The organism is Klebsiella aerogenes, from assembly GCA_029027985.1.
Taxonomy (GTDB): domain Bacteria; phylum Pseudomonadota; class Gammaproteobacteria; order Enterobacterales; family Enterobacteriaceae; genus Klebsiella; species Klebsiella aerogenes_A.
Window position 1 is genome coordinate 4,038,044 of sequence record CP119076.1, and the last position, 22,110, is coordinate 4,060,153.

Genomic DNA, 22,110 nt, shown 5'->3' on the forward strand with positions numbered 1-22,110 from the left:
CGGCGCATTGTTATCTACCTCACACTTTCCTTTCTATAACCGTTTTATCCATATCGTTGACGGATTACTGCAACGTAATTCCCGGCGTCGCAACCAATAATTCTCTCCATACTGCAATGGGGAGAGCGCCAGGATGACAGGCAATACGCTTTCGGTTAAAGAGAAGATTGGTTATGGGATGGGCGATGCCGGATGTAACATTATCTTTGGCGCCATCATGTTGTTCGTTAACTATTTTTATACCGATATTTTTGGTCTTGCACCCGCGCTGGTCGGGGTGCTGTTGCTTTCGGTCCGCGTGATTGACGCCGTTACCGACCCGATTATGGGGGCGATGGCCGACCGCACTCGCAGTCAATATGGCCGCTTTCGTCCATGGCTACTGTGGATGGCCTTCCCTTATGCCCTGTTCAGCGTGCTGATGTTCACGACCCCCGACTGGACCTATAACAGTAAAGTGATTTATGCCTTCGTCACCTACTTCCTGCTGTCGATAACCTATACCGCCATCAACATCCCCTACTGCTCGTTGGGTACGGTAATGACCAGCGATCCAAAAGAACGCGTGGCCTGTCAGTCATACCGCTTTGTGCTGGTTGGCATCGCCACGCTGTTGCTTTCTCTAACCCTGCTTCCCATGGCGGAGTGGTTCGGCGGAGCCGATAAAGCCAAAGGTTATCAAATGGCGATGACCGTACTCGCCATCATTGGCATGTGTATGTTTTTATTCTGCTTCGCCACGGTTCGTGAACGCGTACGCCCGGCAGTGCAGACCAACGACGAATTGAAAAAAGACCTCAAAGACGTCTGGAAGAACGACCAGTGGGTACGCATTTTACTGTTAACCCTGTGCAACGTCTGCCCGGGCTTTATCCGCATGGCCGCCACTATGTATTACGTCACCTGGGTGATGGGGCAAAGCACCCACTTCGCCACTCTGTTTATCAGCCTCGGCGTCGTCGGCATGATGATCGGCAGTATGCTGGCGAAAGTGCTCACCGACCGCTGGTGTAAGCTGCAGGTCTTCTTCTGGACCAACATCGTGCTGGCGATCTTCTCCTGCGCCTTCTATTTCTTTAATCCACATGCCACCACGTTGATTATGGCGCTCTACTTCCTGCTCAATATTCTCCATCAAATCCCGTCGCCGCTGCACTGGTCGCTGATGTCCGACGTTGACGACTATGGCGAGTGGAAAACCGGTAAACGCATTACCGGCATTAGCTTCTCCGGTAACCTGTTCTTCCTGAAAGTCGGGTTGGCGGTCGCCGGGGCGATGGTCGGTTTCTTGCTGTCATGGTACGGCTACGATGCCGGCGCGAAGCAACAAAGCGCCTCCGCGCTGAACGGCATCGTTCTGCTGTTTACGGTGATCCCCGGCGTTGGCTATCTGATTACCGCAGGCGTCGTGCTTCTGCTGAAAGTGGACCGTAAGCTGATGAGCCAAATCCAGAGCGATCTCGAAAAACGCCGTAGCGCCTATAGCGAGCTGAATGAATACCAGGAGTTAAAAACCAGCGAACACGTAAGGAAAGCCTGATGAACAACTGGCCAAACCCGTTTATTGCACAGCGTGCGGACCCTTTTATCCTGCGCCATCACGACCATTACTATTTTATTGCCTCGGTGCCGGAATATGACCGGCTGGAAATTCGCCGCGCCCCAACGCTGGAGGGTCTGCGCGAGGCCACGTCGGTTATCGTCTGGCGTAAACCGCAAAGCGGCCCGATGAGCCAGCTGATTTGGGCACCGGAACTGCATGAAATCGACGGTAAATGGATTATCTACTTTGCCGCGGCCCATACCCATGACCTTGATGCCCAGGGCATGTTTCAGCATCGCATGTTCGCGCTGGAGTGTACCGACAGCGATCCGCTCAGCGGTCGCTGGGAGGAAAAAGGACAAATCGTCACCCCGCTCGATACCTTCGCGCTCGATGCCACCACCTTTTCTCATCAAGGTAAACGCTGGTACCTGTGGGCGCAAAAAGACCCGCAGATCGCCGGCAATACCAATCTTTATTTAGCGGAACTGGAAAACCCGTGGACGCTAAAAGGCAAGCCGGTAATGCTGAGCAAACCTGAATTCGACTGGGAATGCAGGGGATTTATGGTCAACGAAGGGCCGGCGGTACTGATGCATGGCGATAAGCTGTTTATCAGCTACTCTGCTAGCGCCACCGATGAAAACTACTGTATGGGATTATTGTGGATCGATGTTCAGGACGATCCGCGGCAACCGGCAAACTGGCATAAAGCGCTACAGCCGGTCTTTCGCACCAGTAATGAAAACCGCCAGTATGGCCCAGGCCACAACAGCTTTACGCAAACGGCGGAAGGAGAAGATGTGCTGGTCTATCATGCGCGCAACTACACCGAAATTGAAGGCGACCCATTGTACGATCCTAATCGCCACACCCGACTGAAGCTGGTTTGCTGGCAAGAAAATGGGATGCCCGACTTCGGCATCCCCCCTGCTGATACGTTGTAGCGAATTAACAGCAGGTCGCCCGGGATCCACCTGACAAAATAACGCCACCACTGGGATTTTCCCTGCTCGCGCTGCGCTTAGCAGGGATACAGCTCCTGTGCTTACCGCAGCGCCATCCGGCAACATGAGTGCGCCAAGCCCGGCAGAGCCCGGCCAGATCGTTAAATCAAAGTCCCGTAGATCGTCAGCAGCGCCATAATCACCACCACCACCAGCGACGTTTTCTTTGCCATCGACACCGCAGCCTTTGGCGTCTCGACCGCGTCGACGTGCGGTTCGCGAGCCAGTGAGAACTGCGCCAGACGGGTTAACACTTGATACTGCGACGAATGGCGATCGCCCAGCGAGGCGAACCAGGCCGGCAGCGCTTTCTCTCCGTGGCCAAGCAGCGCATACACCACGCCAACCAGCCGTACCGGCACCCAGTCGACAATATGCAGAATGCCGTCAATACCGGACTGTAAACGATGGCGCGGCGTCTGATAGCGCGCAAGCCAGGTCTGCCAGGCGCGCAGCACGCAGTAGGCCGTCAACGTCAATAGCCCCCACGGGCCGCCGACCACCAGCCAGAACAGTGGCGCGAGATAATAACGATAGTTAATCCACAGCAGCGCGTTTTGCAGCTCGCGCAAATACTCCTGACGATCGCAGCCGGGCGGCACGCCGTGGATAAGCGTCAACTCGCTGGCCATGGAGTCGCAAGCATGGCTATCGTTGTTAGCCGCCGCTTTCAGATAGGCGTGGTAATGCAGACGCACTTTACCTGCGCCGATGCACAACAGGCCGAGTAAAATCCAGAACACCAGCAGCGGTACGTTAAACAACTGCCCCTGTAGCAGGCGTTGAATCACAAACACCACCGCAACCATAACAACGGTCATGAGTAACGTGCCGAACAGCGAAAAATGCTTCACGCGGCGGAACAGTACCTCAAGGCGGTGATCGAGCTGCCAGTGTTCGCCAAGTTTGAACAGACGCTCAGCGATGAGAACCAGCAGCGTAGTAAACAACGTCATGGGATCTCCTTATGTGACGATGCGGCCAACATACCGCGGTATTTTGCCCAATCAAACGCCGGGCCGGGATCCGTTTTGCGCACCGGCGCGATATCGCAATGGCCGGTAATATTATCAGCAATAGAAGGATAACGCTGGATGAGTGTCTGAGTGATCGCCGCCAACTGCCGATACTGCGCCTCGGTATAAGCCTGGGTATCAGTCCCTTCCAGCTCAATGCCGATAGAAAAATCATTACAACGTTCACGGCCATGATAGCTGGAGACGCCCGCATGCCACGCGCGTTTCTCGAAAGGCACATATTGAACTATCTCGCCGTCGCGGCGAATCAGACAATGCGCCGAAACGCGTAGATGGACAATCTCGGCGAAGAAAGGATGCGCGTCAGCATCCAAAGTGCCGGTAAACAACGCGTCAATATACGGGCCGCCGAACTCGCCCGGCGGCAGGCTAATATTATGTACCACCAGTAAAGAAGGGTTTTCATCATCCGGGCGGCCATCATGATGCGGCGAAGGAACCCGACGCGCGCCCACCAGCCATCCACCATTCAACTGCATGGGGAATCTCCTTTCGCAAACCTGGATCCCGGGTCGCCTCAACGCAACGCGAAATCCATTGGGTATGTGTGGTACAGAAACGAGCTTCAGGTTAGCATGTTTCCCACTTCTGAATCTTATCTATCTGGAGCTTTATCATGACGCCTCGTCGCTACAACCCCGACCGCCGCCGTGACGCGCTGCTGGAACGTATTAATCTCGATATTACCGATGCTGTCGCTCAATCCCTGCGCGAAGATCTGGGTGGCGAAGTTGATGCCAACAACGACATTAGCGCGCAATTATTGCCATCGGATGCGCGTTCTCATGCCGTCATTATTACTCGCGAAGATGGCGTATTTTGCGGTAAGCGCTGGGTAGAAGAGGTCTTTATTCAACTTGCCGGAGACGATGTCAACGTTACCTGGCACGTAGCCGACGGCGATACGGTCAAGGCCGATCAGCCGTTGTTCGAGCTGGATGGCCCGTCGCGGGTGCTGCTGACCGGTGAACGCACCGCGCTGAACTTCGTGCAGACCCTTTCCGGTGTAGCCAGCGAAGTACGCCGCTATGTTGATCTGCTGAAAGGCACCAAAACCCAGCTGCTGGACACGCGCAAGACGCTGCCAGGCCTGCGCACCGCACTGAAGTACGCAGTCCTGTGCGGCGGCGGCGCTAACCATCGTTTGGGCCTCTTCGACGCTTTCCTGATCAAAGAGAACCACATCATCGCGTCCGGCTCGGTACGCCAGGCGGTAGAAAAAGCTTTCTGGCTGCACCCTGATGTACCGGTGGAAGTGGAAGTCGAAACCATGCATGAGCTGGACGAGGCGTTAAAAGCCGGTGCTGACATCATCATGCTCGATAACTTCACCACCGACCTGATGCGCGAAGCGGTAAAACGTACCAACGGCCAGGCGGCGCTGGAAGTTTCCGGCAACGTCACCTTTAATACCATCCGCGAATTTGCTGAAACGGGCGTTGACTACATTTCCGTCGGCGCGCTGACCAAGCATGTGCGCGCACTCGATCTGTCCATGCGTTTTCGTTAAATCTCCCCCGATACCCGGCGGGTATCGGGACTGCTTTTTGCGAGCGTTCTTACACTCAGACGTTGCATCATTGAAAGCGACGTCGAAAGGTTGGAAGCTCGCATCCTAAGCTCTTTTTCTCCCCTCGCCGCCGTGGTGAAATCGCGCCAAAGTCACGCCTCTACCAACAAGGAGCGACTTATGGACAAGCAACGTGGTTTTACCCTGATTGAATTAATGGTGGTCATCGGCATTATTGCCATCCTCAGCGCCATCGGCATCCCGGCCTACCAGAACTACCTGCGTAAAGCCGCGCTCACCGACATGCTGCAGACCTTTGTCCCCTACCGCACCGCGATAGAACTCTGCGCGTTGGATCACGGGGGGCTAACCGGCTGCGACGGCGGCAGCAACGGTATTCCCTCCCCGACCACCACCCGCTACGTATCGGCGATGAACGTCACCCGGGGCGTCGTCACCCTGGATGGCCAGGAGAGCCTGAACGGACTTACCGTTACCCTGACGCCATCCTGGGATAACGCCAGCGGCATCACCGGCTGGCAGCGCGTCTGCGCCATCGGTGAAGACAGCGCGCTGCAACAGGCCTGCGAAGACGTATTCCGCTTTAACTAAGGTGGCGACGATGAAAATCGAACAGTTACTCACCCTCTGCCAACGCCATCACGCCCTACTGCTGAATAGCGACGATCAGACTATTGTTATCGCCGTCGCTGATACGCCAGCGCCTGAATTAATGGAAGCGCTGCGCTTCGCCACCCAAAAGCGTATCGATATCGAATGCTGGAGCCAGGATAAAATGGATAAGCGCCAGCATGAAGCGCTGCAGTCTGCGCCAGATTCCGTCACGACTGGCGTAAATGACGTGGTTGAGCAGGTGAACCAGATGCTGGAGCAAGCTCTACGTCAACACGCCTCTGATATCCATATTGAGCCTGCAGAAAATCAGCTACGGGTGCGCTTACGGATCGATGGCGTGCTACATGCCCTACCGCTGCTGAAGCCAGCCCTGGCCGCGCCAATGGCCGCCCGGTTGAAAGTGCTGGGTAATCTTGATATCGCCGAACACCGCTTGCCGCAGGATGGGCAATTCACCCTGACGCTCGCCGGGCGTCCGGTCTCGTTTCGCATTGCTACCCTCCCCTGTCGCGGCGGGGAGAAAATCGTCCTACGTTTATTACACCAGGTGGAACAGACCCTGGATCTGGAAGCCCTGGGGCTCTCTTCTCGCCAGCTCGCTTTTTTTCGCGCCGCGCTGAATCAGCCGCAGGGGTTGCTGCTGGTTACCGGGCCGACAGGCAGCGGTAAAACCGTCACGCTGTACAGCGCATTGCAGGCAAGAAATCACGAAGAAGTTAATATCTGCAGCGTAGAGGATCCGCTGGAGATCCCCCTTGCCGGACTAAACCAAACGCAGATCAACCCGCGATCCGGCCTCACTTTTCAAAGCGTCCTGCGGGCGCTGCTGCGTCAGGATCCGGACATCGTCATGGTCGGTGAAATTCGCGATGCCGAAACGGCCGAAATAGCCATTAAGGCGGCGCAAACCGGGCACCTGGTACTGTCTACACTGCATACCAACTCCACCAGCGAAACGCTAATTCGCTTACAACAGATGGGCGTGGCGCGCTGGATGATCTCCTCAGCATTATCACTGGTGGTGGCCCAGCGTCTGGTGCGTAAGCTTTGCCCGCACTGCCGCCGTGATGATGGCCGCCCCACCGAAGTGCCGCACAGCCTGTGGCCGCGCCCGTTGCCCGGCTGGCAGGCGGTAGGCTGCCCGCAGTGCTACCACGGCTACTATGGCCGCCTGGCATTATTCGAACTGCTGCCAGTGGACAGCGCGCTACGTCAGGCCATCAACCGCGATCTTAGCGCGGCGGAAATCGAAACGCTGGCCCGCGAGTCAGGCATGATGACGCTGTTTGAAAGTGGATGCGAAGCGGTGGAACGCGGGTTGACCAGCCTCGAAGAGGTTATCCGGGTTCTGGGGCTCCCACATGGCGAATAAGCAGCTCTGGCAGTGGCGTGGGATGGATAAACAAGGAATGCCATGTGAAGGCGTACTGTGGCGGGAAACACGCACACAGGCGCTGGAATCACTGGAACGACAGCAAATCCTGCTACTGGCGCTGCACCGTAAACCGGTACAGGACTCATTGTGGCGTCCACGCTACAGCGGCGGGGTTATCCGCCAACTCGCCACGCTACTGCGGGCCGGTTTACCGCTTGCCGAAGGGCTGGAACTGCTGTCCCAACAGCAACCGTATAAACAGTGGCAGGCGCTGCTGCAAATGTTGGCGCAGGAACTGGCGCAAGGCGTTTCTCTCTCCAGCGCGTTAGCTCAATGGCCGCAGATCTTCCCGCCGCTCTATCTGGCGATGATTCGCACCGGGGAACTCACCGGTAAGCTCGAACGCTGCTGCTTTCAACTCGCGCAGCAACAACAAGAGCAACAGCGGCTGACGGCCAAGGTAAAGAAAGCGCTGCGCTACCCGATCATTATTCTGACGTTAGCGCTGGCGATGGTAAGCGCAATGCTGTTTTTCGTTCTACCGGAATTCGCCGCCATCTATCAGACCTTCAATACGCCGCTCCCCTTGCTGACGCAAGTCGTCATCAACGCCGGCGAGGCGCTGACGCGGTACTGGCCGTTGCTGCTGCTCGTTATCAGCCTTCCCGTATTACTCGACCGGTTAACCCGGCACCAGCCGCGCTGGCGACTCGTGAGACAAAAGGTATTACACGCTATACCGGTGGCCGGTCCGTTGATTAACGGCCAGCAACTAAGCCAGATATTTACCATTCTTTCGCTAACCCAAAGCGCGGGTATCAGCTTTTTGCAGGGGCTGGAAAGTGTGCAGGAAAGCGTGAATTGTCCGCTATGGCGACAGCGGATTGCACAGGCGCACGCGGAGATTACCCACGGTAAACCTATCTGGCAGGCGCTGACGAATTGCGGCGGATTTACCTCACTCTGCCTCCAACTCATTCGTACCGGCGAGGCATCGGGGGCGCTGGATACGATGCTCGATAACCTGGCGCGTCATCATAGCGAGCAAACCTATCAGCAGGCGGATAACCTGGCGACGCTGCTGGAGCCCATGCTGTTGGTGGTGACCGGAACGATGGTCGGCGTACTGGTGGTAGCGATGTATCTTCCCATTTTTCATCTGGGCGATGCGCTTGGCGGGATGGGAGGATAAACGCTGGCGCCGGAGCGCCAGCGAGCGGCATTACAGGCTATTGAACACGCGGTTCTCTTGTTCCTGTACGCGGATAAAGGTCGTACGTTTGGTCAGCTCTTTCAGGCGAGACGCGCCCACGTAGGTGCACGCTGAACGCAGGCCGCCGAGGATATCACGAGCGGTATTATCAACCGGGCCACGCAGCGGCAGCTTAACGGTTTTGCCTTCTGCCGCGCGGTACTTCGCAACGCCGCCGACGTGGCGAGTCATCGCAGACTCGGAGCTCATGCCGTAGAACAGCATGAATTTTTCACCGTTTTCTTCAACCACGGTACCGCCGCTCTCTTCATGACCTGCCAGCATACCGCCGAGCATGACGAAATCAGCGCCGCCGCCAAAGGCTTTCGCGACATCACCCGGCATGGTGCAGCCGCCATCGCTGATGATCTGGCCGCCAAGGCCGTGTGCCGCATCGGCACACTCAATCACCGCGGAGAGCTGCGGATAGCCGACACCGGTTTTTACACGGGTCGTACATACGGAGCCTGGGCCAATGCCGACTTTAACGATATCGGCGCCGGAGAGAATCAACTCTTCGCACATTTCACCAGTCACCACGTTGCCGGCAATAATGGTTTTTTGCGGCCAGGCGGCACGGGCTTTCGCGACAAACTGAACGAAGTGCTCAGAGTAGCCGTTGGCGACGTCAATGCACACGAAGTTCAGCTGCGGGTTCTGGGTGAGGATCTGTTGGGTCTTGTCGAAGTCTGCATCGGAGGTGCCGGTAGAAACCATCACATGCTTCAGGACTTCTGCGGATTCGCTCTGCGCAAACGTCTGCCACTCTTCAACGGTATAGTGCTTGTGCACGGCGGTCAGAATACCAAAGGCAGACAAAGCTTTCGCCATGCTGAAGGTCCCAACGGTATCCATGTTGGCAGCGATAATCGGCACACCGGACCAGGTCTGGCCAGAATGTTTAAAGGTGAATTCACGTTCCAGCTGAACATCAGAACGGCTTTTGAGGGTAGAGCGTTTCGGACGGATAAGAACGTCTTTAAAACCAAGCTTCAGATCTTCTTCAATACGCATGTGCGAATTCCTGGGGTTAATTGCATTATTGTGAGAGCACAACTCCAGTGACGCTATCATACGCACGAATCATAGCCGCGCAAGACTGCGATTTTCACTTTTTTTACGCTACAATCGTTTAAATTTACCTGGTGAATAGCGAAAAACACGTTCATGTGCTTTCCTTACCAGCGTATCATTTTTAACCAATTGATTTTTATATATAAAGAAAATAATGATTCACACCGCTGATGGTTTTTCGATTTAACAGAATCTCGATTAATCTATCCGTTGCGCCTGGCTGGCGCGGTGAATCTCAAAGGTTTTGAACAATAATGTGACATCGGGATTGAAGTGTATGGGGTATACGGTAGCGTTAACAGGCGGCATCGGCAGTGGTAAAAGTACCGTCGCCGACGAATTTGCTCACCTGGGCGTGGCCGTTATCGATGCCGATATTATCGCACGTCAGGTTGTTGAGCCCGGTACCCCCGCCCTGCTCGCCATCACCGCACAGTTTGGTCCGCAGATGATCAACGACGATGGCAGCCTGGATCGCCGCCGCTTACGCGAACGCATTTTTGCCAATAACGAGGACAAAGCCTGGCTCAACGCGCTGCTGCATCCGCTGATTCAGCAAGAAACGCGCCGCCAGATGCAAGCCGCTACCTCGCCTTATCTTCTCTGGGTCGTACCCTTGCTGGTCGAAAACCGTCTGACCGATAAAGCCGATCGAGTACTGGTCGTCGATGTGCCGAGAGAAACGCAAATCGAGCGCACGATACGCCGCGATGGGGTCAGTCGCGAACATGCCGAACATATTCTTGCCGCTCAGGCGACGCGCGAACAGCGCCTGGCTGCAGCGGATGATGTTATTGAAAACATGGGCCCTGCGGATGCCGTCGCATCCCACGTCGCCCGCCTGCACGAAAAGTATTTAATGCTGGCATCGCAGGCCGTCTCACAGGAAAAACCGTAATGCATACCCCTGTTCTCTTCGAACATCCGCTCAATGAGAAAATGCGTACCTGGTTGCGCATCGAATTTCTGCTTCAGCAGATCTCTTCTCGCCCAACCATCGCCACCTACGCGGACGCGCTCCATTTTTTCCGCAATACTGGCGATCTACTGGACGTCTTTGAACGTGGCGAAGTCCGTACCGACCTACTGAAAGAGCTGGAACGACAACAGCGGAAATTGCAATCCTGGGCCGAAGTTCCCGGCGTCGACCAACAGCGTATTGATGCTTTGCGTCAGCAGCTTAAACAGTCCGGCAGCGTCCTGATTTCCGCCCCGCGCCTTGGTCAGTTTCTGCGTGAAGACCGGTTGATAGGCCTGGTGCGCCAACGCCTGAGTATTCCGGGCGGCTGCTGCAGTTTTGATTTACCCACGCTGCATATCTGGCTGCATATGCCGCAGGAGTATCGCGATGAGCAGGTGGCGAAGTGGCTGGCAAGCCTAACGCCGATGATGCAGTCTCTGGATCTGATCCTCGATCTTATCCGCAACTCCGCGCCTTTCCGCAAGCAGACGAGCCTCAACGGTTTCTATCAGGATAACGGCGACGACGCCGACTTGCTGCGTCTGCGTTTGGATCTCGCCAGCCAACTGTATCCGCAAATATCCGGCCATAAAAGCCGCTTCGCGATTCGCTTCCTGCCGCTGGACAGCGAGCACGGCATCGTTCCGGAGCGCTTTGATTTTGAACTGGCCTGTTGCTAAGGAGACAACTATGTCTGAAGAGACTATCGTTAACTGCCCAACTTGCGGCAAAAACGTCATTTGGGGCGAACAAAGCCCATTTCGCCCATTTTGCTCAAAGCGCTGCCAGCTGATCGATCTCGGTGAATGGGCGGCGGAAGAGAAACGCATCCCCAGCTCCGGCGATCTGTCCGATAGCGATGACTGGAGCGAACCGCAGCAGTAATCCCTCTATCGCTAATCCGGATCGCGCCGGATTAGCGTCTCAGGCTGGCGCATTCAGGCCAGCGCAATAAGCCTGCTGATGACCGGCTCATTCGCGGGCGGAAACGCATCTGCAACCAGCGCCTGCTGCGCTATCCACTGTCCCGGCTGCCCCTCTTTGCCCCATGGCTCGCCTTGCCAGCTTTCCACCAGATAGAACCACAGCGTGATATGGCGGTCAGGAAACTGATACTCCAGCTTATCGAACAGCGTAGACGACGTGACCGTAATCCCAACTTCTTCCTGCAGTTCACGAACCAGCGCCTGCTCCGCCGTTTCCTCAGCCTCAATTTTCCCGCCTGGAAATTCCAGCTTGTTGGCCATATGGGCGTCAGCAGCACGCTGAGTGATAAAGATCTCGCCCTGCGGATTGCGAATAATCCCGACAGCGATTTGCAGTTTTTTCATTGCGTTAGCTCCATAAAAAAGGCGCAGATATCTGCGCCTTTGTTTGCTTTTTATCAGCCCTTAGCTCAGACGGCCATGGCACTGTTTGTATTTTTTACCGGAACCGCACGGGCAAGGATCGTTACGGCCGACTTTACGGTCGCCAGTTTGTTCCGCCAGCGCCGCGGCAGCCACGGTATCGTCATCCTGATGGCTCAACTGCTGCAGTTGCGCGAGACGTTCAGCCTCTTCACGGCGCTGCTGCTCCATCTCTTCGACCTCTTCCGGCATCCGTACCTGAACTTTGCTCAGGGTACTGATCACCTCATACTTCAGCGATTCCAGCATCGCGGCGAACATTGAGAAGGATTCACGCTTGTACTCCTGCTTCGGATCTTTCTGCGCATAGCCGCGCAGGTGGATGCCCTGGCGCAGGTAGTCCATCGCCGCCAGATGCTCTTTCCACAGGGAATCCAATGTCTGCAGCATGACGCCTTTCTCGAAATGACGCATCATCTCGGCGCCGACGACTTCTTCTTTACGCTGGTAGGTTTCTACCGCGCTCTGCAGAATACGTTCGCGCAGGGTTTCTTCGTGCAGCTCTGGCTCTTTATCCAGCCACTCTTTGATAGGCAGCTCCAGATCGAAGTCGTTTTTCAGACGTTCCTGCAGGCCTTCAATATCCCACATTTCTTCCAGCGACTGCGGCGGAATATGCGCATCGAGCGTAGCTTTGAACACATCTTCGCGGATACTGTTAATGGTTTCGCTCACGTCGGAAATATCCAGCAGTTCGTTACGCTGGGTGTAGATCGCGCGGCGTTGGTCGTTAGCCACATCATCATATTCCAGCAGCTGTTTACGGATATCGAAGTTGCGGCTTTCCACTTTACGCTGTGCGTTGGCAATCGCTTTGGTCACCCATGGATGCTCAATAGCCTCGCCTGGTTTCATCCCCAGTTTACGCATCATGCCGGATACGCGATCGGAGGCGAAGATACGCATCAAGGCATCTTCCATCGACAGGTAGAAGCGGGAAGAACCAGCATCGCCCTGACGACCCGCACGGCCGCGCAGCTGGTTATCGATACGGCGGGATTCATGGCGCTCGGTACCGATGATATGCAGACCGCCTGCAGCCAGTACTGCATCATGGCGTACCTGCCAGTCAGCTTTAATCTGTTCAATCTGCTCCGGCGTCGGTTCTTCCAGCGCGGCGACTTCCGCCTGCCAGCTACCGCCAAGCATAATATCGGTACCACGACCCGCCATGTTGGTGGCGATGGTCACTGCCGCCGGATAACCGGCCTGAGCAACGATATCCGCTTCGCTGGCGTGGAACTTGGCGTTCAGCACGTTGTGCTTAATACCAGCTTTCGTCAGTTCGCGAGAGACGACTTCTGATTTTTCAATCGAGATGGTCCCTACCAGCACCGGCTGACCGGCAGCGGTACGATCTTTGATATCTTCGATAATCGCCTGAATTTTTTCCGCTTCGGTCATGTAGACCAGATCCGCCATATCCTTACGGATCATCGGACGGTTGGTTGGGACCACCACGGTATCCAGTTTATAGATAGAGCTGAATTCAAAGGCTTCAGTATCCGCAGTACCGGTCATCCCTGCCAGCTTCTCGTACAGACGGAAGTAGTTCTGGAAAGTAATCGATGCCAGGGTCTGGTTTTCGTTCTGGATATCCACGCCTTCTTTGGCTTCTACTGCCTGGTGCAGACCATCGGACCAGCGACGGCCCTGCATCGTACGACCGGTGTGCTCATCGACGATAATAACTTCGCCATCTTTAACGATGTAGTCAACGTCGCGGGTGAACAGCGCATGCGCGCGCAGCGCGGCGGTCACATGGTGCATCAGCATGATGTTGGTCGGGGAATACAGCGATTCGCCCTCTTCCATAATGCCTTCTTGCACCAGCAGTTCTTCGATCAGCACCAGACCACGTTCGGTCAGGTTCACCTGGCGGGCTTTCTCATCAACGGAGAAATGGCCTTCGCCGGTAAAGGTGTCAGAGTCTTCTTTTTCCTGGCGAACCAGGTGCGGAATGATCTTGTTCACCTTGCGATACATTTCGGAGCTGTCTTCAGCCGGGCCGGAAATGATCAGCGGCGTACGCGCTTCGTCGATCAGGATCGAGTCCACCTCATCCACCAGCGCATAGTGCAGTTTACGCTGTACGCGCTCTTCCGGGCTGAATGCCATGTTGTCGCGCAGGTAGTCGAACCCGTATTCGTTGTTGGTGCCGTAGGTGATATCGGCCGCGTAAGCTTCGCGCTTCGCTGGCGCAGGCAGGCCAGACATGTTGATACCGACGCTCATGCCGAGGAATTCAAACAGCGGGCGGTTGTTTTCGGCATCACGCTGCGCCAGATAGTCGTTGACGGTAACTACATGTACGCCTTTACCGGACAGCGCGTTCAGGTATGCCGGCAGCGTCGCGGTCAGGGTTTTACCTTCACCAGTACGCATTTCCGCGATGCAGCGGTCGTTCAATACCATGCCGCCCAGCAGCTGTACGTCAAAGTGGCGCATACCAAATACGCGCTTACTCGCTTCACGCACCACAGCAAACGCTTCCGGGATCAAACTTTCCAGGCTTTCGCCTTTTTCCAGACGCGCACGGAATTCAACGGTTTTTGCTTTCAGCTCGTCATCAGACAGCTTCTCCATCGCCGGTTCCATACCGTTGATGATATTGACAGCTTTGCGCATACGGCGCAGCGTACGGTCGTTACGGCTACCGAAAACCTTGGTTAACATTTTAATTAACATAATAAAATCTCAAACGCCCCGCGGTGCGGAGTCACAAAAAATAGGATGGTCCGTGTTTATTTTCAGCTGAGGCGTTGAGGTCCTGCACGGATCCCCGCCACCTGGCTAATCCAGGCGGAAACGCGGAATGCAGAATAAGAAGAAGGGATATAAGCCGCCTGGCGGATGACCACCGGCGGTTTGCTGTCCTGAGTCAACAGCGCGCTGAGCGTATCGAGCAGCGCCAGATGCTGGGCCTGTAACGGCGAAGATTCCTCCGCCACCGGCAAAGCCTGCGGCGCCATCGCGAATGACAGATGGCGAATGACCGTGCGGATCGCATGCTGATGCCAGTAATCGACGGTGAAGTTCGGCCGACGGTTAGCCTCCAGCAGCGCCAACTGGGAGAAATTAACTTTGTTCGGATGAGGGTTGCTGGCCGTCGCCTTCGCCGGCATCGTGGTTTCATGGCTGTTGTTTAGCGCAGGCAGGCCGAGGCTAGCCGCGACCATCCCCAACAGGAGATGCGGCCAAAAGTACCGTCTGCCAAACTGTCGCCAACGCGTCAGCAATCCACTCACTTTCGTTACCTTTAGTTGGTATACCCGTCGTCTTTCAAGCTGCCTTTTTATTGGCGGTCTTCGCAGTGCAACTTGATATCCACGGGCCAAGCAACCCAGAGAAATAATTTTGCGCCCAAATACTAACATTAATACCGCGTCGAGACAGCATGAATGAAGGCTTAAGCAGCGGGAAAACGCTTAATAAAGCAGCGAACGCACGGTGATTATCGCCAGTGAATCCCGGCAGAAAATCATTTGGGAGGGTTAAAAAAGAAAAACGACTGGCCCCCTGGTCGGAGAGAGTACCAGGTTACCAGTCGAATTTACTGAATGGTCAGGCTTACGCCAGAACCATCGACGGTGCGCGGAATGCCAGCGGCAGTTTTGCGTCGTCTTCGAAGGTCACATACTCCCAGGCTTCCTGTTTTGCCAGAACAGCCTGCAGCAATTTGTTATTCAACGCGTGACCAGATTTGAACGCTGTGAATGCGCCGATAATGTTGTGACCACACATAAACAGGTCACCGATCGCATCCAACATTTTGTGGCGAACAAATTCATCTTCAAAGCGCAGACCGTCTTCGTTCAGTACGCGATAATCGTCAACAACGATGGCACAATCGAAGCTGCCGCCCAGGCACAAACCACGGGACTGCAGATATTCGATATCACGCATGAAACCGAAAGTACGAGCACGGCTAATCTGGCGCATGAACGCATCAGCCGAGAAGTTCAGCGCATAGCGTTGGGTGCTGGAGTCAATCGCCGGATGGTTAAAGTCGATGGTAAAGTCCAACGAAAAACCATTATACGGCTTAAACTCAGCCCATTTGTCGCCATCTTCAACGCGAACCGTCTCTTTAATACGCACAAATTTCTTGGCGCTGTTCAGTTCATCGATGCCGGCATCCAGCAACAGATAAACGAACGGAGCGGCACTGCCGTCCATAATCGGGATTTCCGGCGCATCGACTTCAACAATAATGTTGTCGATACCCAGGCCAGCCAGGGCGGCATTCAAGTGCTCGACTGTCGAAATCCGCACGTCATGCTCGTTCACCAGGCAAGTACAGAGCATGGTATCACGCACAGATTTGGCATCAGCCGGAAAATCAACCGGTGGATTCAAGTCGGTGCGACGATAGATGACCCCGGTATTTGCCGGCGCAGGGCGTAAAGTCAGCGTGACTTTCTTGCCGGTATGCAAACCGACACCAGTCGCCTGAACAATACGTTTAAGAGTCCTTTGTTTGATCATCGTATAATCTCGCCAAGTTACCTATCCAACCGAAGTGTACTATACATTCGGCAGGCCAGTTTAGCACAAAGAGCGCAGATGCCCAACTTCCAGCCAATTCTTAATCAGCTTGCTTACGCAGGAACGCTGGGATATCCAGATAATCCGGCTCTTTCGCGGTTTGCGGCGTATTGTCGTTCACCACTTTTGCGACCGGTTTCTGCTCTTGAGTCAATGGCGCCATACCGTGCTGCTGGTAGCGATCCATCACCGGCTGCTGAACCTGTTTGTTGGTCACCAGGGTAATTTCCGGACGCTTGTCCATACCGATACCGGTAGCAACAACGGTAACACGCAGTTCGTCGTTCATATCCGGATCCAGAGAGGTACCGATAACCACGGTCGCATTATCCGAAGCAAAGGCGCGAATAGTGTTACCCACGGTCTCGAACTCATCCAGACGCAGGTCGAAGCCAGCGGTAATGTTGACCAGAACGCCGCGCGCGCCGGACAGATCGATATCTTCCAACAGTGGGGAAGAGATAGCCATTTCAGCCGCTTCTTCCGCACGGTCTTCACCGCTCGCCACGCCAGAGCCCATCATCGCGTAGCCCATTTCAGACATAACGGTGCGGACGTCCGCGAAGTCGACGTTCATCAGACCCGGACGGGTAATCAGTTCGGCGATACCTTGCACTGCGCCTTTCAGTACGTCGTTTGCCGCGCCGAAAGCGTCGAGCAGAGAAATACCGCGACCCAGCACTTTCAGCAGCTTGTCGTTCGGGATGGTGATCAGTGAGTCAACGTGCTTGGACAGCTCGGTGATCCCCTGCTCAGCAAACGCCATGCGCTTTTTGCCTTCGAAATTAAATGGCTTAGTGACGACCGCAACGGTCAGGATCCCCAGATCCTTCGCCACTTCCGCGACAACGGGCGCCGCGCCGGTACCGGTACCGCCGCCCATACCAGCCGCGATAAATACCATGTCCGCGCCATCAAGCGCAGCGCGCAGCGCTTCACGGTCTTCATCCGCCGCATTACGGCCGACTTCCGGGTTCGCGCCTGCGCCCAGACCTTTGGTAATACCGCTACCAATCTGGATAGTCTGGCCAACAGCCGTTTTGCGCAGTGCCTGCGCATCGGTGTTGACCGCGAAGAATTCAACACCCTCAATGCGCTCGCGCACCATGTGTTCAACGGCATTACCGCCGCCGCCACCGACGCCGATGACTTTAATCACCGCGTCGTTGGTCAGTTCCATAGGTTCAAACATAGTTTCTCTCCGTCTTGTGCCTGTCGCCTGAGAACGCTAATTGTCTGCGTTCTCTTAAAAAATTAAAACTCTTTTCGCAGCCAGCTATTGAGTCGCTTAATCCACGACCCGACTGACGCCGTCACACGTTTTTCTACTTCTGCTTCACCACTGAGATGAGACTCTTTTCCGTAGTGCAGCAACCCAACCGCCGTCGAATAATACGGCTCCTGGGCATAATCCGTTAAACCGGTAATGTTCAGCGGCGCGCCGATGCGCACCTGCGTATGGAACACGCGCTGCGCGCAGGCCGCCAGGCCTTCAATTTGCGCGGCGCCGCCGGTTAATACAATCCCCGCCGCCAGGTGGTGTTTCACGCCTTGCTGACGGAGCTGTTCCTGCAACTGCAGGATCTCTTCGTTAACCAGATTGAGCAGTTCGGTGTAGCGCGGTTCAATGACCTCTGCCAGCGTCTGACGCTGCAGGCTGCGCGGCGGACGTCCGCCCACGCTCGGTACTTCCACGTTCTCGTCTTTACCGACGATTGAACCTAATGCGCAACCGTGACGAACCTTAATGGCTTCGGCGTCGCTCGGCGGCGTCCCGAAGGCATAGGCGATATCGCTGGTCACCACATTACCCGCGTACGGGATCACTTTGGTATGACGCAGCGCGCCGCCGGTATACACGGCGATATCCATTGTACCACCGCCGATGTCGACAACGCAGACTCCCAGCTCACGTTCGTCTTCCGTTAATACGGAATAACTGGCCGCTAAACCGGCGAAAATAAGTTGGTCAACTTTCAGACCACAACGTTCAACCGCTTTAACAATGTTTTTTGCCATATCGTTATGGCAGGTAATCAAATGAACCTTCGCCTGCATACGCACGCCGGATAGCCCTACCGGATTTTTAATCCCTTCCTGGTAGTCGATGGCGTATTCCTGCGGGATGACGTGCAGTACGCGATGCTCGTCGCGCACGCGAACCGACTTCGCGGTATGAACGACGTTTTCAACGTCATCCTGCGTCACCTCTTCTTCTGAAATCGGCACCATACCAATTTCATTTTGACAGCTAATATGCTTACCTGAAAGCGCCAGATACACTGAAGAGATCTGGCAATCGGCCATCAGTTCAGCCTGGTCGATAGCGCGTTGTACGCATTTGACTACCGACTCGAGGTCATTCACCCCGCCTTTATCCATACCACGCGATGGGCAACTGCCCACGCCAATGATATTAATCATACCGTCGGGCAGAACTTCCCCTACTAAAGCGGCAACCTTCGCGGTGCCAATCTCCAGTCCAACTACCAGTTTTCTGTCCGTCGCCTTGATCATCGTTGTTCTGCCTGTGCCTGATTCTGTTGTTGATTATTTTCCTCTGCGGGAGCAGGTACCCAACCTACCGCCGCACCCGAGTCATAGCGCAAATCAACGTAGCTTATCCGTTTGCCGTCAGTCTGTGCCTGCTGCTGAAGAACCGGGTAGAGTTCCATAAAGCGCTGAAGCCGTTTCATGGTGTCGCCGCGGCCAAGATTGAGCTTAATATCGTTATTAAGCGTCAACTGCCAGGAACGACGCGCGGTCATTGCCGCCACTTTCAACGTGAACTTATTCTTTGCCAGTACCTGCCCCATGTCGCGGTACCCCTGAAGCACTTCATTTTCGCTGCCTTCAGGACCATATAACATCGGTAAGTTCTGTTTGCTGGTACGATCCGCCGGCACGCTGAAAGAATTTCCTTCGACGTCGACCATATGCTGATCATTCCAACGCGCAATCGGCACATATTCAACCAGATGAATCTTCAATTCATCAGGCCATTGCTTTCTTACGCTCGCCTGTTTAATCCATGGCAGACGCTCAATTTGACTCTGGATGATGTTCACATCCTGCGTCATAAAGGTGCCCGGCGAGCCCAACGCCAGAATCGCCTGGCGGATATCATCGTTGCGCGTATAGTGACGCTCGCCGGTGACAACCATTTTCGACAACGGTAGACGCTGCGCATCTTCCATCCAACCAAGAACCATCCACCCGCTGACCAACACGGTACACAACACCGCCAGCAGGAAAACGATCCCTGCCAGTCGGGTTCCATTATTCCGACGTGAAGAAGCAATAGATTCTTCTTCCTGGTTCCGCGTATTCAGCGCCGCCTGCGACATATCACCCCGCCAGGTCCAGAATTCGTACAACAAGCTGCGAGAAGCTCATCCCCGCCTGACGGGCCGCCATCGGCACCAGGCTGTGGCTGGTCATGCCAGGTGAGGTATTCGCTTCCAGCAGATAAAACTGGCCATCGCGGTCCAGCATCACGTCAATACGTCCCCATCCTTTGCAACCCAGAACACCCCAGGCTTTAAGTACCAGGTCCTGGATTTCTGTCTCACGTGCCGGTTCTTCAAAGCCAGGGCAGAAATATTGCGTCTCATCAGAGAGATACTTCGCCTCATAATCATAGAAGGTTCCAGCCGCCTGGATACGGATTGACGGTAAAATATCTTCACCGACGATAGCGACGGTAAATTCCGGCCCACTGAGCCATTTCTCAATCAGAACTTCATCATCATGCTGAAAAGCCAGAGCCAACGCATCCTGCATTGCACAACTTTCGCTAACTTTCGACATGCCGACGCTCGACCCTTCGCGGCTCGGCTTGATGATGACCGGCAGCCCCAGCGCCGCAATCTGCTGCTCAACAGCAGCAGAAAGTCCTGCGTTGAACTGAACGCGGGTCAACGCAACCCACGGCGCGACCGGTAACCCAGCTCCCTGCCACAGCAATTTGCTGCGCAGTTTATCCATCGAAATGGCGGAAGCCATTACGCCGCTGCCGGTATATGGCAGTTGAATCAGTTCCAGCAGGCCTTGCAGCGTGCCATCTTCGCCGCCGCGACCGTGCAGAGCAATAAACGCTTTCTGAAAACCCATGTTTTTCAACTGGGTGATATCAACATCGCGCGGGTCGACCGGGTGGGCATCCACTCCGCCTTCACGCAGCCCCGCCAACACTGCGGCGCCTGAATTCAGCGACACTTCGCGTTCAGCGGAGGTTCCGCCGAAGAGAACCGCGATTTTATCAGCCATGGCGGTCCTCCTCCGTTTTTTGCGGCACCAGTTTGATTTCAGCCAGGTGGCGTGCGATTTTTCCTATGTTGCCGGCGCCCTGCACCAGCACCAGATCGTCGCCGGTCAACACCGATGCCAGCATTTCCGCAGCTTGCGCCGGATCGGAAACCAGAATCGGATCGACTTTGCCGCGGCCGCGAATCGTGCGGCACAGCGAACGGCTATCGGCACCCGGGATCGGCGCTTCGCCTGCCGGATACACATCCAGCATCAGCAGCGCGTCAACCTGAGTCAGCACGTTGGCGAAATCATCGTACAGGTCGCGAGTACGGGTATAACGGTGCGGCTGGAAGACCATCACCAGATTTTTCTCCGGCCAGCCGGCACGCGCCGCTTTAATCGTCGCGTCAACTTCCGTTGGGTGGTGACCGTAATCGTCGATCAGCATCGCGCTACCGCTCTTACCGTTGACTTCCATCAGCGGGTACTCGCCGAGGAAGTCAAAACGACGGCCGGTACCCTGGAAGCTTTCCAGCGCGCGCAGAATCGCTTCGTCTTCAATGCCCTCTTCCGTCGCGACGGCAACGGCCGCGGCGGCGTTAAGCGCATTGTGACGCCCCGGCGCATTCAGCGTCACCAGCATCACCTCTTTGTCCTGGCGCACCAGACGGAAATGCCCCTGCGCGCCAACCTGGCGATATTCTTCAATTCGTACGTCGGCATCATCGCTAAAACCATAGGTAGTTACCTGGCGGCCGACGCGCGGCAGCAGTTCACGAATCACCGGGTCATCCACACACATCACCGCGCGCCCGTAGAACGGCAGGTTGTGCAGGAAGTTAATAAAGGTCTGCTTCAGGTTTTCGAAGTCACCATGGTAGGTATCCATGTGATCGGCTTCGATGTTGGTCACAATGGCGACCATTGGCTGCAGATGCAGGAACGACGCATCGCTCTCATCCGCCTCCGCAATCAGGTAACGGCTATGGCCGAGACGCGCATGCACGCCCGCGGCTTTCACCAGCCCGCCGTTGACGAAGGTCGGATCGAGCCCGGCCTCCGCGTAAATGCTCGATACCATCGCGGTGGTGGTGGTTTTGCCGTGGGTACCGGCAACCGCGATCCCGTGACGGAAGCGCATCAGCTCCGCCAGCATTTCGGCGCGACGGATCACCGGGATGCGCGCTTCGTGCGCGGCGACGATTTCCGGGTTATCCGCGGAGATTGCGCTGGAAACCACAACGACGCTGGCATCGCGCACGTTTTCCGGGCGATGGTTGAAATAAATCGTGGCGCCAAGCTGCGACAGCTGCTGGGTTACCGGATTCGGCGCAAGATCGGAGCCGCTAATCTGATAGCCTTCATTCGCCAACACTTCGGCAATACCGCCCATACCGGCACCGCCGATGCCGACAAAGTGAATGTGCCGGACGCGACGCATCTCGGGCACTATGGAACGCAGTTTTGCCAAATCTTGTGTATTCATTCTTTACGCCATCAACTTCTT

The 22,110-nt window shown here is 55.5% G+C and carries 21 protein-coding genes; 9 read left to right on the top strand and 12 right to left on the bottom strand.

Going from position 1 to position 22,110, the window contains the following annotated elements; translation table 11 throughout:
- Positions 1–133 precede the first annotated feature (133 nt).
- Together PYR66_19155 and PYR66_19160 are read left to right on the top strand one after the other, a co-directional pair.
- Positions 134–1,540, top strand: coding sequence for an MFS transporter (locus tag PYR66_19155; GenBank protein WEF27377.1), 1,407 nt, complete (start codon positions 134–136; stop codon positions 1,538–1,540).
- A complete protein-coding gene (locus PYR66_19160; GenBank protein ID WEF27378.1) occupies positions 1,540–2,490 on the top strand; it encodes a family 43 glycosylhydrolase in 951 nt (316 codons plus the stop codon). Before PYR66_19155 ends, PYR66_19160 begins: the two co-directional genes overlap by 1 nt.
- A 161-nt stretch (positions 2,491–2,651) precedes the next feature.
- Here the strand turns inward: PYR66_19160 and ampE are convergent, their stop codons facing one another.
- Together ampE and ampD are read right to left on the bottom strand one after the other, a co-directional pair.
- Positions 2,652–3,506, bottom strand: a complete 855-nt coding sequence (gene ampE / locus PYR66_19165) for a beta-lactamase regulator AmpE (GenBank protein WEF27379.1) — start codon at positions 3,504–3,506, stop codon at positions 2,652–2,654.
- The gene (gene ampD, locus PYR66_19170; protein WEF27380.1) at positions 3,503–4,066 is read right to left on the bottom strand and encodes a 1,6-anhydro-N-acetylmuramyl-L-alanine amidase AmpD; all 564 of its coding nucleotides are present in this window, start codon (positions 4,064–4,066) and stop codon (positions 3,503–3,505) included. The genes ampE and ampD overlap by 4 nt, the downstream gene beginning before the upstream one ends.
- Positions 4,067–4,203: 137 nt before the next feature.
- Between ampD and nadC the strand changes: the two genes are divergently transcribed.
- The 4 genes from nadC (at position 4,204) to hofC (ending at position 8,300) form a co-directional block, all read left to right on the top strand.
- On the top strand, positions 4,204–5,097 hold the full coding sequence (nadC, locus tag PYR66_19175; GenBank protein WEF27381.1) for a carboxylating nicotinate-nucleotide diphosphorylase: 894 nt from the start codon (positions 4,204–4,206) through the stop codon (positions 5,095–5,097).
- A gap of 180 nt (positions 5,098–5,277) precedes the next feature.
- Entirely contained in the window at positions 5,278–5,709 is a 432-nt protein-coding gene (gene ppdD, locus PYR66_19180) for a prepilin peptidase-dependent pilin (protein ID WEF27382.1), read from the top strand.
- 10 nt (positions 5,710–5,719) lie between these two features.
- The gene (gene gspE / locus PYR66_19185) at positions 5,720–7,105 is read left to right on the top strand and encodes a type II secretion system protein GspE (GenBank protein WEF27383.1); all 1,386 of its coding nucleotides are present in this window, start codon (positions 5,720–5,722) and stop codon (positions 7,103–7,105) included.
- Positions 7,095–8,300, top strand: coding sequence for a protein transport protein HofC (hofC, locus tag PYR66_19190; protein ID WEF27384.1), 1,206 nt, complete (start codon positions 7,095–7,097; stop codon positions 8,298–8,300). The genes gspE and hofC overlap by 11 nt, the downstream gene beginning before the upstream one ends.
- A gap of 30 nt (positions 8,301–8,330) precedes the next feature.
- On the opposite strand, the gene PYR66_19195 is transcribed toward hofC, so the two are convergent.
- Positions 8,331–9,374: a GMP reductase gene (locus tag PYR66_19195; protein WEF27385.1), complete on the bottom strand. Its 1,044-nt coding sequence runs from the start codon at positions 9,372–9,374 to the stop codon at positions 8,331–8,333.
- Between the two features lie 337 nt (positions 9,375–9,711).
- Here PYR66_19195 and coaE point away from each other — a divergent pair, with 337 nt between their 5' ends.
- The 3 genes from coaE to yacG are packed head-to-tail and all read left to right on the top strand — an operon-like array spanning position 9,712 to position 11,280.
- Entirely contained in the window at positions 9,712–10,332 is a 621-nt protein-coding gene (gene coaE, locus PYR66_19200) for a dephospho-CoA kinase (protein WEF27386.1), read from the top strand.
- Positions 10,332–11,075: a cell division protein ZapD gene (gene zapD, locus PYR66_19205; GenBank protein WEF27387.1), complete on the top strand. Its 744-nt coding sequence runs from the start codon at positions 10,332–10,334 to the stop codon at positions 11,073–11,075. The genes coaE and zapD overlap by 1 nt, the downstream gene beginning before the upstream one ends.
- A gap of 10 nt (positions 11,076–11,085) precedes the next feature.
- Positions 11,086–11,280, top strand: coding sequence for a DNA gyrase inhibitor YacG (yacG, locus tag PYR66_19210; protein WEF27388.1), 195 nt, complete (start codon positions 11,086–11,088; stop codon positions 11,278–11,280).
- A 53-nt stretch (positions 11,281–11,333) separates the two neighbouring features.
- Here the strand turns inward: yacG and mutT are convergent, their stop codons facing one another.
- The 9 genes from mutT to murC form a co-directional block, all read right to left on the bottom strand.
- Entirely contained in the window at positions 11,334–11,726 is a 393-nt protein-coding gene (gene mutT, locus PYR66_19215) for an 8-oxo-dGTP diphosphatase MutT (protein WEF27389.1), read from the bottom strand.
- A 60-nt stretch (positions 11,727–11,786) separates the two neighbouring features.
- Positions 11,787–14,492: a preprotein translocase subunit SecA gene (gene secA, locus PYR66_19220; GenBank protein WEF27390.1), complete on the bottom strand. Its 2,706-nt coding sequence runs from the start codon at positions 14,490–14,492 to the stop codon at positions 11,787–11,789.
- 62 nt (positions 14,493–14,554) lie between these two features.
- On the bottom strand, positions 14,555–15,052 hold the full coding sequence (gene secM, locus PYR66_19225; GenBank protein ID WEF27391.1) for a secA translation cis-regulator SecM: 498 nt from the start codon (positions 15,050–15,052) through the stop codon (positions 14,555–14,557).
- 322 nt (positions 15,053–15,374) lie between these two features.
- On the bottom strand, positions 15,375–16,292 hold the full coding sequence (gene lpxC / locus PYR66_19230) for a UDP-3-O-acyl-N-acetylglucosamine deacetylase (protein ID WEF27392.1): 918 nt from the start codon (positions 16,290–16,292) through the stop codon (positions 15,375–15,377).
- Between the two features lie 100 nt (positions 16,293–16,392).
- Positions 16,393–17,544, bottom strand: a complete 1,152-nt coding sequence (gene ftsZ / locus PYR66_19235; protein ID WEF27393.1) for a cell division protein FtsZ — start codon at positions 17,542–17,544, stop codon at positions 16,393–16,395.
- A gap of 62 nt (positions 17,545–17,606) precedes the next feature.
- A complete protein-coding gene (ftsA, locus tag PYR66_19240; protein WEF27394.1) occupies positions 17,607–18,869 on the bottom strand; it encodes a cell division protein FtsA in 1,263 nt (420 codons plus the stop codon).
- Positions 18,866–19,699 carry a cell division protein FtsQ gene (gene ftsQ / locus PYR66_19245; protein WEF27395.1) on the bottom strand — a complete coding sequence of 278 codons (834 nt, stop codon included), beginning with the start codon at positions 19,697–19,699 and terminating at the stop codon, positions 18,866–18,868. The genes ftsA and ftsQ overlap by 4 nt, the downstream gene beginning before the upstream one ends.
- Position 19,700: 1 nt before the next feature.
- The gene (locus tag PYR66_19250; protein ID WEF27396.1) at positions 19,701–20,621 is read right to left on the bottom strand and encodes a D-alanine--D-alanine ligase; all 921 of its coding nucleotides are present in this window, start codon (positions 20,619–20,621) and stop codon (positions 19,701–19,703) included.
- Positions 20,614–22,089, bottom strand: a complete 1,476-nt coding sequence (gene murC / locus PYR66_19255; protein ID WEF27397.1) for a UDP-N-acetylmuramate--L-alanine ligase — start codon at positions 22,087–22,089, stop codon at positions 20,614–20,616. The genes PYR66_19250 and murC overlap by 8 nt, the downstream gene beginning before the upstream one ends.
- Positions 22,090–22,110 lie beyond the last annotated feature (21 nt).